The sequence below is a fragment of the Iodobacter sp. genome (assembly GCF_025352645.1).
Taxonomy (GTDB): Bacteria; Pseudomonadota; Gammaproteobacteria; order Burkholderiales; family Chitinibacteraceae; genus Iodobacter.
In genome coordinates, this window is record NZ_JANXSO010000136.1 from 1 (window position 1) to 13257 (window position 13257).

The following is a 13257-nucleotide window of genomic DNA, read 5'->3' on the forward strand; positions in this document are numbered from 1 at the left end:
GGCGGGTGCAACCCGCGGTTTTTTCAGCATTACTCGCGGGTTGCACCCGCCCTACGATATTTATGATGAATTTGAGCAAGAGGCATAATCAGGAAAAAGAAATAAAAGGGGAGAGTTAAGAAACACGCTAAGCACAATAACCTTTTAGGCCTGCTATTTCAAGATGGCGCGACAAAAAAACCAACTCTATTCCCTCCTGATTTTTTTGCTTGATACATGGCTAAATCTGCATCTTTAATTAAATCAACTAATTCTTCAGCATGCTGTGGATAAATAGCAATACCAATGCAAGATGAGATATCGAGCTGATTATTACCTGCAATAAAAGGCTTATTTATAGCGATGCGAATTTTTTCTGCAACTGAATAGGCGTCATTATGGTTATTTATTTTAGGTAAAAGTACAATAAACTCATCGCCTCCAACTCGGCCTACACTATCTGAATCTCTTAGGCAGGCTAACATTCTGGCCGCCACTTCTTGCAAAATAACGTCGCCTACGGCATGTCCATATTTATCGTTAATAGGTTTAAATTTATCTAAATCAATAAACATCAAAGCTAATTGACTATGGTTACGTTTAGCAACCAACAACCACTGATTAATTCGCTCAAATAACAAAGATCGATTGGGCAAACCAGTAAGCATATCGTAATGCGCAGCGTGGGCAAGCTGAAGATGAATCTGCTTACGCTCATTAATATCCTGCAATACCGCAACATAGTGAGTAATTTGGCCGTCGCTATTTTTTACAGGCCCAATATGCGCCTCTTCACAATAAACCTCACCGGTTTTACGGCGAATATTTAATTCCCCACTCCATAATTCCCCCTGCTGTAATTTATCCCACATCTCCTTATAGATCCCATCATCCAGCATATCGGCCTGCAATATCCTACTGGATTGACCTAGCACTTCATTCGAAGAATAAGCCGTTTCTTGGGTAAACTTAGGATTTACATATTGAATTGTATTATCTGGCCCAGTAATTAATACGGCCATTGGGCTTTGCTCAATTGCAGTTGAAAATACTTTTAAACGTTGTTCAGTCTGTTTTACTTCAGCAAGGCTCAGCGCCAAACGATGATTAAGCCGATAAATATGTAATGCAATGGCGCCAACAGTGCCTAGCAGGGCTAATACCGTGGCGAGAGTGGTATATAGCCAAGTTAAATCATCCTTAGGATTGGGATCATATAAAAACCCATTCAAGGAGAAATTAGTGGGCAACATGCCAATTTCAGCATAGGTGTCTGCAATATGCCGCCAACGGCTAGCATTCATATAGCCAATGGTGATTAAATCACTCCGCATTAATGCAATCATTTGCGTTAATTCATATTGATAATGCTCTTTTAAACGGTGCTGTGGGTATTTGCTCAATAGAAGCTGAATTGTTTCATCAGGATGGCTCATGGCATGCTCCCAGCCACGTAAGCTAGCCGCTCTAAATGCTTTTACCCGCTCTGGATGCTGCTGAATTTCTGCTTCAGAAGTAAATAAATTATCACCATAAAAATCAATCCCAGCAGAGCGAGGGCTATAAATTTGATAATGAAAGCCCACTTGGTCTAATAAAAATGGCTCATTCGTCATATAAGCAGATATTGCATCCACTTTGCCTGCAAGCAGTTCATCAATTTTAAAGCTCTGCTGAACACGCTGCAGGTGATCCAAGGCAATGCCTTCACGCTTTAGGTAGGCAAAAATTTCTGCGGAAAGCGGATCAGCCATGATGCGTTTATTACTTAGATCTTGGATACTTTGCATCTCACTGTGGCGCGGGGTAATCAGCACATAAGAGGAGTGCTGAAAAATAACCGCCAAAACAACCACAGGCTTACCAGTTTTTCTTGCTAGCAACAAGCTACTGGTACCAACTCCAAAGTTTGCCTTACCCGCCAACACCTCATCCAGCACATTAGTATTGGCCTCGGCTTCTTTAATCTGGACATCTAACCCTGCTTGCTGATAATAACCCTGCTCTTTAGCAACGTAATAGCCCGCAAACTGAAAAGCATGTTTCCACTTTAATTGCAGCGTCACTTGTTCTACTGCCATTGCATCATGCAAGCACGTAGCAAAAAATAACAAGGTAAGTAGCAAATTTCTCATAAGATTTTTATAAATAAAGCTTCCTAATTATGTCTCTTACTCAAACTCATCATCAGTATTGTAGGGCGGGTGAAATCTTTGATCGATGCTAAAAAAACGCGGGTTGCACCCGCCCTACGATGTTTCAACGCTTGCAATAGATAGATCTAGATCGCTTAGGGTTTAACGATCAACAGTGCCCTTAAGTTGATAGGATTGAGTTTCTCCCCCAAAAAGCAAAGCACGATTCTAAAAAATCCATTTACATAGGCGTTATTAAACAAGAGACATAATCAGATAAAGTTTTCCATATTTTGTCAAAATAAATAAGTATTACCAGCTAAACCATAGCTGGAATCTAGGTATTTTTCTGTAGCTTGCTTAAATTTAATAAAGGACTAATCGGGATAAACCACAAATGAAGCTTAGAAATGAGAGGAAATACGCAACTAAAAACGAAAAAAAGCCCGTAATTACGGGCTAAATGAAAAGAAAAATTGCAGAAAAAAATATTAGATAAGCAGCTACACCAGCGACTAAAGGCCTGTACCTGCCTCGCTCACTAAGCGCATCCCATCAAAGCCCACCACCACGCCCTCTGGTAATTCTTGCGAAAGCGCATGGTATTCAAGCTCGTGCGTCATATGGATCATCACGGTTTGCTTGGCCCCTATTTGCTTGGCCGCTGCAATGGCTTGATCCACGGAAAAATGCGTAGGGTGTGGCACGCGGCGTAGGCAATCGAGTAGCACAATATCTAAGCCCTGAAGCTTAGCGAGGCTCTCTGCGGGGATTTCTGATACATCAGTTAAATAGGCTACTTTGCCTATGCGGTAGCCCAAAATAGGCCATTTTCCATGCATAAGTGGAATAGGCTCGATAGCAATCCCAGCGAACTCAAAGGTGCTATCACTAACGGAATGTAGCGTTAAGACCGGTTTATCCCAAAAATTATTTGGCGGAAACAGCGTGTAAGGAAAACGCTGACGAATATGATCGAGCATAAACTCGTTGCCAAACACAGGAATAGGCGCTTTTTGCAGCCAGCAAAAAGCGCGTAAATCGTCGATACCATTGAGATGATCGGCGTGTGGATGGGTATAAAGCACCGCATCCACGTGCAATAATTGCTCACGCAGGGCTTGATAGCGCAGATCGGGGCCAGTATCTATAAGGAATGTTTTACCCCCAACCCGTAGTACCGATGATGCGCGGCTACGGCTATTTTTAGGATCGCTAGAGGTGCAGGTTGGGCAAGAGCAGCCGAGCGCTGGTGAACCACCGCTGGAACCCACACCCAAAATGAGCACCTCTACTTTCATTTTTGCGCCCTTGCAAATAGCTTAAAGAAGTTAGCAGTCGTGGCATCTGCAATTTGATTAACGCTAATTCCACGTAAATCTGCAATCGATTCACCCACGTGCCGCACCCAAGCGGGTTGGTTCTGTTTACCACGGTATGGCACCGGCGCTAAATAAGGCGAATCCGTTTCGATTAGCAACCTATCCAGCGGCACAAGCCGAGCAACTGCTTGCAGCTCAACGGCCTTTTTGAAGGTAACAATGCCCGAGATCGAGATATAAAACCCCAGCTCCATCGCTGCCTGCGCCACTTCCCAAGTCTCGGTAAAGCAATGTAATACCCCGCCAACCTCATCCGCGCCCTCTTCTTTTAAGATGCGAATCGTGTCTGCGGCAGATGAACGAGTATGGATAATCAACGGCAAGCCTACCTGCTTGGCGGCGCGGATATGTACTCTAAAGCGCTCTCTTTGCCATTCCAAATCGCCTTGCAAGCGATAGTAATCAAGCCCCGTTTCGCCAATAGCAACCACTCTAGGGTGCTTGGCTAGCTCTACCAACTGCTCTACGCTTGGCTCTGGTGTATCTTCGTAATCAGGATGCACACCCACCGAAGCAAAGATATTGGCGTGCGCTTCCGCCAAGGCCAACACCGAGGGCAGCTCAGGCAAATTCACCGCCACGCAAAGCGCGTGCGTCACTTTGTTCTCTGCCATATTGGCAAGCAGCGGTTCGATATTGGCAGCAAGATCGGGGAAATTAATATGGCAGTGCGAATCAATAAACATAGGGCTTCAAAGAGGCAAATTAAGGAAAACAACAAGGGGCTTCGAAAAACCTGTATTTCTAAATAAGACAAGGCGCGTGTTAAAAAAATCGACGTTGCATATGTTTGATATGTAAGAAGATTTTTTAATACGCAACGCCGTATTATGGCAAAAGATGGTTTTTTCGAGATTCCCTACATGGTGTGCGTGGTGCGGGCCGATTGCAAATAGCCGCCCAACAAGCCTTCAATCTTGGTTTTAGCTTGATTGCCCGCTTCATTCGCCGAGAATTTAACCCCAATTCCCTGCTGATGATTATTATTGGCACCCTGCGGGGTAATCCACACCACATTACCCGAAACGGCAATTTTGGCGGGATCATCCAACAGCGAAAGCAACATAAACACTTCATCGCCCAATACATATGCTTTATTGGTTGGAATAAAGATTCCACCGCCTTTTAAAAAAGGCATATACGAAGCATACAGAGCAGCTTTTTCTTTAATATTTAGCGACAATACGCCAGGCCGCGATACCGGAGCCTTAATGGGTTCACTCATTTTTTCCCCTTACTACTACGCAGTGCATCTAGGTAAGCAAAAAGCAAAGACTCAAATACTAATCGCTGATTTAAAGGGTGGTGCGCTAGGCGCATCGCCTCATTAAGACGATCGGTATAATGAAAAAAGGCGGGGGATTGCGCTGCTAAGCGCTGTAAATCGCTCTCCCAATCTGGATAATAGCGAAGTTTGCCCGTCATCTTAATATTGATTAAATCATGGACCCATTTTTGTAACCAGCCCACTACCAGCGACATCTCTAGTTTAGCCTTTTCTAGCTCGCTAGCCACAGCCAGCACATCTAAAACCGCAGGATTGGCAATATGCGCCAAAAATGCTTTGCGATTAGGCAGCCATTCGGCACTCGCATCGTCCAGCGCCGCCAAGGGCGCGCCGCCCGTATGCGCCAAATGCAGTACAGGATTGACCACCTGCTGCTGCGCCAACCATGCCGCCGCCGTTGCATGATCGGGCGTTGCCATTGGAAACACGCGGCAGCGGCTACGGATCGTCGGCAATAAACGCCGCCAGTGATTTGATACCAGAATAAACATCGCCCCTGATGGCGGTTCTTCTAGTGTTTTTAAAAAAGCATTTGCCGCAGCCACATTCAGCGTTTCAGCCGGATAAACCACGGTGACGCGAATGCCTTTGCGATGTGCGGTTAAATTAACAAAATCGGCCAAATCTCGGATGTCATCCACCCCAATCACCTGCGATTTACGCTTAGGCTTAGCGTCTTCGCTCGCATCACCCTCATTGTCTTCAGGCGAAAGCACGCGGTAATCGGGATGATTACCTGCCATATACCAGCGGCAACCATCACACATACCACAAGGTGCCGTGGTTTTTGCCTCGTCTTCGCAAAGTAGAAACTGGGCTAAGTATTCTGCAAAACGCCTTTTCCCAATGCCTTCCTCACCGGTAATCAGCATGGCATGCGGCAGTCTATCCATCTCGCGCATCAATTGCGACCAAGCTGCGGCTTGCCAAGGGTAAAGTGTTTTCATCTAGGTGCTCTTAAAGGATGGCGCTTAATATCTCAGCTAATTCTTGCTGAATTTCTTCCAAAGAGCGATTAGCATTGATCACGCGAATGCGCTGCGGCTCACTGGTGGCTCTTTCTAAATAAGCGGCCCGCACTCTGGCATGAAAATCAGCAGCTTCACGCTCAAACCGATCCAAAGTACGCCCACCCGCCATTCGCTCTTGGCTGACCGACAAGGGTACATCAAAAATCAGGGTTAAATCGGGTTGAATCTTATTGGGAGCCACACCTTGCACCCATTCTTCGAGCACAATAAATTTCTCGCGCGGTAAACCTCGTCCACCGCCTTGGTAAGCGTAGCTAGCATCACTAAAGCGATCACATAGCACCCACTCACCCCGCGCCAATGCAGGCTTAATCACTTGCTCTAGATGCTCTCGGCGGCCTGCAAACATCAGTAAGGTTTCAGTTTCCAGATGCATAGGCTCGCTGAGCAGCAAATCTCGTAGCTTTTCGCCCAAAGCCGTACCACCTGGCTCGCGTGTTTGCACAAAAGCCACACCCTGCTGCTTTAGCCACTGTGCAATCCAGGCCAGTTGCGTGCTTTTTCCCGCGCCATCAATGCCTTCTACCGAGAGAAAACGCCCCAAAGCTGCCATATTGATTAAATTCCTAGAAAGAGATTCCCCTCAGAATTTTACACGGGGATGGTTGGAATGGTGCGGACGAAAAAAAACCTGCCACATGGGCAGGTTTTTTAAATTGGCGATCCCACGGGGAATCGAACCCCGGCCGCCGCCGTGAAAGGGCAGTGTTCTAACCGCTAAACTATGGGATCATACTTTTAAGCTAACTCTTATAAACTGAGTAGCATTTAAAACTGATTGGTGCGGCTGAAGAGATTCGAACTCCTGACCCTCTGGTTCGTAGCCAGATACTCTATCCAACTGAGCTACAGCCGCACGATAAAACTAAGATTAGATGGCGATCCCACGGGGATTCGAACCCCGGTCGCCGCCGTGAAAGGGCAGTGTCCTAGGCCTCTAGACGATGGGATCAATCTAAAACTCTACTCAACAAGTTATAGTTTTAAATCAAAACTACAACTCATTTAATTCTGGTGGAGGTAAGCGGAATCGAACCGCTGACCTCTTGCATGCCATGCAAGCGCTCTACCAACTGAGCTATACCCCCCGAAAGAGATGCGAATATTACAGAGCAAATTTAAGCCTGTAAACCCCCCTTTCGAAAATAAATTAAATATTTCTTACCAAGGCTTCCACCAGTCAGAATCAGTGAATAAGCTGTTCTCATCCAATACCGTGGTTTCTGGGTAATTTTTGAACAATACTTTTTTTACATCATCACGCAAAGGGATCAAACCTAGTTTGTCGTAAGACAAAGCCATAATGCCTAAAGCAGGCTCAACTTGCTTGGTGCTTGAATACGTTTCTAGTAAATATTTACCACGATTAGCTGCCGCTAAGAATGCCCCACGGTTGTAGTAATACTTAGCTACGTGTAATTCTAAGTTAGCCAATGCGCCAACTAAGTAGCCCATACGCACCGTAGCATCGGCAGCGTATTTGCTTTCTGGGTAGCGCGTAACCAACTGGCGAAAGGTATCGTAGGATTCGCGAGCGGCTTTAGGATCGCGCTCAGACATATCCTGCTTTACCACGCTAGATAAAAAGCCTTGTGCCTCATTAAAGTTGACCAAACCCTTTAAATAGTAGGCGTAATCAATATTTGGGTGGGCTGGATATTGCTTAATAAAGCGATCGATTGCGGCAAAAGCCAGCAAAGGTTCTTGGTTTTTGTAGTGGTTATAAGCCGTCTCGATTTGTGCTTGCTGTGCATGCCGCCCGTAAGGGAAACGCGCTTCTAGCTTTTCGAACAGCTTATTGGATCGATCATAACTGCGGCTTTCTTGCTCTGATTTTGCCTCAGCAAAAATCTTCTCCGCAGTCCAGCCACGGGTTTCATCCTGCTCTTCTGGAGTGGATGCGCAGCCCGCCAATAATCCGGCAAATACTGCAGAGACGATGAATCGCGGTAGAATCTTATTCATGATGCATTCCGAAAACGAATTAAACGATTATAACGACTTCGAGCAGGCGCGTGTCCTGACCGTGCCATCCGATTTGGCAGGGGAGCGCTTGGACGCTGCTTTAGCCAAGATGCTGCCCGAGTTTTCCCGTAACCGACTCTCCACATGGATTAAAGACGGCTTAGTCTTTCTTAACGGCAATCCAGCCGTCCCCAAAACAAAACTATGGGGCAGTGAAACGATTAGTGTCTTACCCCAACCCGAACCAGACGAAAGTGCTTTTCAGCCTGAAGATATCGAGCTGGATATTATTTACGAAGATGCTACCTTACTTGTACTGAATAAAGCACCAGGCTTAGTTGTACATCCAGGCACAGGCAACTGGACTGGCACTGTACTGAATGGCTTACTTTATCGCTACCCAGAGCTTAAAACTATTCCCCGCGCTGGCATCGTACACCGACTGGACAAGGATACCAGTGGGCTCATGGTGATTGCACGCAACTTAAAGGCACAAAACAGCTTGGTGCAACAATTACAAGCTCGCACAGTTAAGCGTCATTACACCGCTGTTGCCCAAGGTTTATTTGGCGCAGATGGTAAAGTAGATGCCCCAATTGGCCGCCATCCTAAAGAAAGAATTAAGATGGCCGTAGTGCATTCGGGTAAGCATGCCGTTACGCATTACAAGGTGCATGAGCGCTTTACCGCACATACTTTGATTGAATGCCAGCTAGAAACCGGCCGCACGCATCAAATTCGAGTGCATATGGCGCATTTAAACCATCCACTCGCTGCAGATCCAATCTACGGCGGCAAGCCAAGAATACACTCACCTGAAGTCAGTATTGCGCTGAGTGAATTTGCACGTCAGGCGCTACATGCCAGAAAACTGTCTCTGATTCACCCAGAAACAGGCAAAACCATGACTTGGAAAGCCGCTCTTCCTGAAGATATGGAAATGCTAATCAATGTCTTGCGCTTAGATGCCGGCATGTTAGAAGAGGATTGGGAAGACGATTGGGATGTTGACGATAGTGACTGCGAAGTCATGTATGTCCGTGAATAAGCCCCTTCCCCCAATGTGGATCAGGCCTGATTGGCCTGCACCGGCAACGGTGCAGGCCATTTCAACCAGCCGTCTCGGTGGCGTCAGTGATGCGCCGTGGGCCAGCCTTAATTTGGGCAATCATGTTGATGATTGCCCAAAAGCTGTTGAACAAAACCGCGCCATCGTTCGTCACTACCTACCTGCTGATCCACTCTGGCTTACACAGGTACACGGCGTGCACGTAGTTAACGCAGCAACGGCCGCCCAAAATACCGAAGCCGATGCCAGCGTAGCACACGTTAGTTCCGCCGTTTGCGCCATTATGACGGCAGACTGCTTACCTGTTTTGCTGTGTAATCAAGCCGGAACCGTCGTCGGTGCGGCCCATGCAGGCTGGCGTGGCCTCTGTAATGGCGTGATAGAAGCAACGATTACCCAAATGGATGTAGCGCCAGAAACCCTAATGGCGTGGCTAGGCCCTGCGATTGGGCCAAGTGCTTTTGAGGTGGGCGATGAGGTAAAGGCCGCGTTTACCGCACAAGACCCAGCCGCCAGCGCAGCATTTCAAGCCACAGCCACATCTGGAAAATGGCTCGTTGATATCTATCTTTTAGCCAAACAAAGACTTAATGCACAAGGCGTTACCGCGATTTATGGCGGCAATTTTTGTACAGTGACGGATGCTGAACGGTTTTTCTCTTACCGCCGCGATCAGCGCACAGGCAGGATGGCTAGCTTAATTTGGTTAAACGAGGCTTGAAACCAACCCAGCACGCCTGTTAGCCAAGCTTAAAAAGCACACTACGTGTATGCATTTATCCACGCTGCCCAGATAAAATAACGCCTCAGCCCCCTTGCAGAGCCTGACTAAACCTTACTTAAAATGATACACTGTTGCATCTATCATATTTTTGAAAACGGTTTATGAGTATTCTTGCTTGGATTATGACCGCCAGCCTAGCGGGCAGCTTACTCAGTGTATTGGCGGCAGCGGGCATTGCCTATGCTGCACGTCCTAGCTGGATACCAAAATTAGTAAGCTTTGCCGTTGGCTCGCTATTAGCGGCGGCTTTTTTAGAAATTCTGCCGCATGCCTTTGGCGAGCATGATCATCACGCCGCCCCAATCGTGAATGAAACCGTCGTTACCCATCAGCACGCCCCGCTTACTCCAGAGCTTCAGCAGCATGAGGTGATGGCTCACCCTGCTGAAGAAGCACCTTCTGCCTCGAGTATTTCGCTCACGCTGCTCGCTGGAATTTTGGCCTTTTTTATCATGGAAAAACTCGTGATCTGGCGGCATTGCCATCATGAGCAATGCGAAGAGCTAGAGCCACACGAGCATAGCCACGGCCACAGTCATGGGCGAGCGGGCTTGATGATTATTGTGGGCGATACCTTCCATAACTTTTTAGATGGCGCCTTAATTGCAGCGGCATTTATGACTGATATAAATGTTGGCATCGCAACATCCCTCGCCATTATTGCCCATGAAGTGCCGCAAGAAGTGGGCGATTTTATTGTGTTACTGCACTCGGGCTATAGCAAAATGAAGGCGCTATTTTTTAATGCCCTATCCTCCTTGGCGGCATTAGTTGGCGCTTTGCTCGCCTATTGGTCGCTGAATACAGTGACGCATTTACAGCCCTATTTATTAGCGTTGGGCGCATCCAGTATGATTTATGTCGCTATTGCCGATTTAATCCCCGGCCTGCATAAACGCCCTCAGCTTAAAGACACGGCCCAGCAAGTGGCGCTCATTCTGGCGGGTGTAGCCTTTATTGCTATTCCACATTTTTTATTTCCACATTGATGCACAGCATTAAATTACCGAATTAGCCTGCCCTATTCAGCCCGCCCAATACCCTAAGCTTTGTTGCAATTAGGAAACGCCGCTTGCTTAAAACTAGGTATTTAATCCTCAGCCTGCTCCTTGGCGGCCTGCTTATCCGCTACTGGCCGCATGAGCCGCTGGCTGTAGCAGGCTCAACGGCGGTGCTAGCGCAAGATGGAACGCTGCTGAGACTAACGCTTGCTCCTGATCAGCGTTATCGGCTGTGGCTGCCACTAGAGCAATTCTCCCCCACGCTGATCACCGCGGTTAAATTACAAGAAGATCGCTGGTTTTACTGGCATTTAGGGCTAAACCCCGTCGCTTTACTGCGTGCCATCACAGAGACCTACGGCGGTGGCGCTAAGCAAGGCGCATCTACACTAACTATGCAATTGGCACGGCTTAAATACCGTCTGAATACCAAAACGCCTACAGGCAAACTGAGGCAAATTGCACTGGCACTGTGGCTAGAAGCGCGTTACAGCAAACATGATATTTTAGAAGCCTATTTAAACCTCGCCCCCTATGGCAGAAATATCGAAGGCGCTGCTGCGGCCAGCCTCGTCTACTTTGGCAAAGCGCCTAAGCTGCTCACGCTGCCCGAAAGCCTAACGCTGGCGGTGATTCCACAGCAACCCAATCAGCGCTTAGGCAGTGGCGTATCGCTCAACGATGCACGGCAAAGGTTATGGCAACGCTGGCAAGCGGCCTATTCAGCATCCCCTGCACAAATACAGCTAATGACCTTGCCCTTGCCGGTCAAGCGATTAGAACAACTCCCCTTTAGAGCGCCGCATTGGGTGGAGCAAAGATTGGCCGATACCGCCGCCAACCCCGTAGCTACGCTCAATACCACTCTAGATTTACAACTGCAAACACTGCTAGAAAAACACCTGCAGCAGTATCTAGCCCAGACTCGCAGCCGAGGCATCAATAATGCAGTGGCAATGCTGGTAGATAGCCGCGATCAATCCGTGCGCGCCCTAGTTGGGTCTGCCGATTACTTCAACGCCAGCATTTCTGGCCAAGTAAACGGCAGCTTAGCCAAAAGATCGCCTGGCTCCACCTTAAAACCTTTGATTTATGCACTGGGGCTGGATCAAGGGGTGATCCACCCTGCGACTATTTTGCGCGATACCCCCAGCGCTTTTGGCCCTTATCAGCCAGAGAATTTTGACGGGCGTTTTATCGGCCCGCTTAGCGCCACCGATGCGCTCATCAAAAGCCGCAATATTCCCGCCGTATGGCTGGCTAGCCAGCTTAAAAACCCAAGTTTTTATGATTTTTTACAGCAAGCTGGCATCAGCAAATTGCAATCCGCTGAGCATTACGGCCTAGCGCTGGTGCTAGGAGGGGGGGAAGTCAGCATGGTAGAGCTGGCCAGCCTTTACACCATGCTGGCCAATGAAGGCCGCCTTAAACCGCTACGCTATTTAAAGGACACGCCGCCCAGTAAGGGCGAAGTCCTGATCAGCGAGCAGGCTAGCTGGTTAGCCTTAGACATGCTCAGCAAAAATCCACGCCCCGATGGCGGTAGCAATGCTTGGCCAGTGGCGTTTAAAACCGGCACATCATGGGGGTTTCGTGATGCATGGACAGCAGGCACGGTTGGCCCCTATGTGCTGGTGGTCTGGCTGGGCAATTTTGACGGCCAAGGCAACCCCGCGCTCATTGGCCTAGAAGCGGCCGCCCCGCTATTTTTCCGTATTGCCGACGCGCTGGCGCTGGCCAAACCCGCCGATAAGCCTATGCCCAAGCGCCCACCTAGCGGCCTTGCCCAAATCAACATCTGTACCGCCAGCGGTGAGCTGCCCAATACTTGGTGCCCACAGCAAAGCAGCACCTGGTTTATCCCCGGCAAATCGCCTATCCGCGTCAGCAGCCTGCATCAGCCAGTTCACATCGATACTCGCACTGGCCTTGCCGTCTGCCCCCCTTACGATCCTGCCCATACAAAAACAGAAATCATTGAGTTTTGGAGCAGCGATATGGCAAGGCTATTTAAAGAAGCAGGCGTCCCCCGCCGCAAACCACCACATATCGATTGCAGCGGCATGGCCAGCCTTGGGGACGCGCCCAAAATCAGCTCGCCCTTGAGCGGCCTAGCCTACACCCTGCGCCTATCCCGCCCCGACGAAACCATCGCCCTGCAAGCCGCAGCCAGCAGCGAGCAGCTGTATTGGTTTGATAATCAGATTTATCTAGGAAACGCCAAATCGGGCGGCATCGCATGGCGGCCACAAGCAGGCGGCTGGCATCAGCTTAGCGTGGTAGACGATCAGGGCAGGAGCGACAGCAGGCAGGTGAAGGTGGAGTTGTTGCCGTAGGCCAAGGTTTTGCCCCCAAACAAACATTAGCTTAAGGGCATTTCATAGCAAAACTTAGGGTGTAATAAGTCTGAAGCCGTAGGCATTGCGCCGTGTTTGCCAAACCCAGATTGGGTGAAGGTCACGGTCACTAAGACGCTTAGTGAGAACGCCGAATTAGGTCTTGTGAAATCGAGCAAGATGGTGCAATGCGTCTGGAAAAACATCAGACTTATTGCACCCTACAAAATCATGCGCCTTACGGCCTTAGCTTGCAGCGGCCGCGATTAAGATGATCGTACTTAATA

Annotated in this window: 11 protein-coding genes and 4 tRNA genes; 4 read left to right on the forward strand and 11 right to left on the reverse strand. The window is 48.3% G+C overall.

Annotated features, from left to right (window positions below; all coding sequences use genetic code 11):
• Nucleotides 1–158 precede the first annotated feature (158 nt).
• From Q0R17_RS15445 to Q0R17_RS15495, 11 genes are all read right to left on the reverse strand, one after another.
• Nucleotides 159–2060 (reverse strand): diguanylate cyclase domain-containing protein, encoded by a 1902-nt coding sequence (locus Q0R17_RS15445; protein WP_293936391.1) that lies wholly within the window; start codon nucleotides 2058–2060, stop codon nucleotides 159–161.
• 569 nt (nucleotides 2061–2629) lie between these two features.
• Nucleotides 2630–3415: an MBL fold metallo-hydrolase gene (locus tag Q0R17_RS15450; RefSeq protein ID WP_293936394.1), complete on the reverse strand. Its 786-nt coding sequence runs from the start codon at nucleotides 3413–3415 to the stop codon at nucleotides 2630–2632.
• The gene (locus Q0R17_RS15455) at nucleotides 3412–4182 is read right to left on the reverse strand and encodes a TatD family hydrolase (RefSeq protein ID WP_293936397.1); all 771 of its coding nucleotides are present in this window, start codon (nucleotides 4180–4182) and stop codon (nucleotides 3412–3414) included. The genes Q0R17_RS15450 and Q0R17_RS15455 overlap by 4 nt, the downstream gene beginning before the upstream one ends.
• Nucleotides 4183–4355: 173 nt before the next feature.
• Nucleotides 4356–4721, reverse strand: a complete 366-nt coding sequence (locus tag Q0R17_RS15460) for a PilZ domain-containing protein (protein WP_293936400.1) — start codon at nucleotides 4719–4721, stop codon at nucleotides 4356–4358.
• Complete coding sequence (gene holB / locus Q0R17_RS15465; RefSeq protein WP_293936402.1) at nucleotides 4718–5731, reverse strand: DNA polymerase III subunit delta'; 1014 nt, start codon at nucleotides 5729–5731, stop codon at nucleotides 4718–4720. Before holB ends, Q0R17_RS15460 begins: the two co-directional genes overlap by 4 nt.
• A gap of 10 nt (nucleotides 5732–5741) precedes the next feature.
• Nucleotides 5742–6368 (reverse strand): dTMP kinase, encoded by a 627-nt coding sequence (tmk, locus tag Q0R17_RS15470; protein ID WP_293936405.1) that lies wholly within the window; start codon nucleotides 6366–6368, stop codon nucleotides 5742–5744.
• 104 nt (nucleotides 6369–6472) lie between these two features.
• A tRNA-Glu gene (locus tag Q0R17_RS15475) sits at nucleotides 6473–6547 on the reverse strand.
• Between the two features lie 47 nt (nucleotides 6548–6594).
• Nucleotides 6595–6671 (reverse strand) — tRNA-Arg (locus tag Q0R17_RS15480).
• 20 nt (nucleotides 6672–6691) lie between these two features.
• Nucleotides 6692–6767, reverse strand: a tRNA-Glu gene (locus Q0R17_RS15485).
• A 60-nt stretch (nucleotides 6768–6827) separates the two neighbouring features.
• A tRNA-Ala gene (locus Q0R17_RS15490) sits at nucleotides 6828–6903 on the reverse strand.
• Nucleotides 6904–6976: 73 nt separating this feature from the next.
• Nucleotides 6977–7780, reverse strand: a complete 804-nt coding sequence (locus tag Q0R17_RS15495) for an outer membrane protein assembly factor BamD (RefSeq protein ID WP_293936408.1) — start codon at nucleotides 7778–7780, stop codon at nucleotides 6977–6979.
• On the opposite strand from Q0R17_RS15495, the gene rluD reads away from it, so the two are divergent.
• The 4 genes from rluD (at nucleotide 7779) to pbpC (ending at nucleotide 12970) form a co-directional block, all read left to right on the forward strand.
• Nucleotides 7779–8828: a 23S rRNA pseudouridine(1911/1915/1917) synthase RluD gene (gene rluD / locus Q0R17_RS15500; protein ID WP_293936410.1), complete on the forward strand. Its 1050-nt coding sequence runs from the start codon at nucleotides 7779–7781 to the stop codon at nucleotides 8826–8828. The two genes, Q0R17_RS15495 and rluD, sit on opposite strands and share 2 nt — an antisense overlap.
• A gap of 13 nt (nucleotides 8829–8841) precedes the next feature.
• On the forward strand, nucleotides 8842–9570 hold the full coding sequence (pgeF, locus tag Q0R17_RS15505) for a peptidoglycan editing factor PgeF (RefSeq protein WP_293936412.1): 729 nt from the start codon (nucleotides 8842–8844) through the stop codon (nucleotides 9568–9570).
• A gap of 164 nt (nucleotides 9571–9734) precedes the next feature.
• Nucleotides 9735–10622, forward strand: coding sequence for a ZIP family metal transporter (locus Q0R17_RS15510; RefSeq protein ID WP_293936414.1), 888 nt, complete (start codon nucleotides 9735–9737; stop codon nucleotides 10620–10622).
• An 83-nt stretch (nucleotides 10623–10705) separates the two neighbouring features.
• Complete coding sequence (pbpC, locus tag Q0R17_RS15515; RefSeq protein ID WP_293936416.1) at nucleotides 10706–12970, forward strand: penicillin-binding protein 1C; 2265 nt, start codon at nucleotides 10706–10708, stop codon at nucleotides 12968–12970.
• Nucleotides 12971–13257 lie beyond the last annotated feature (287 nt).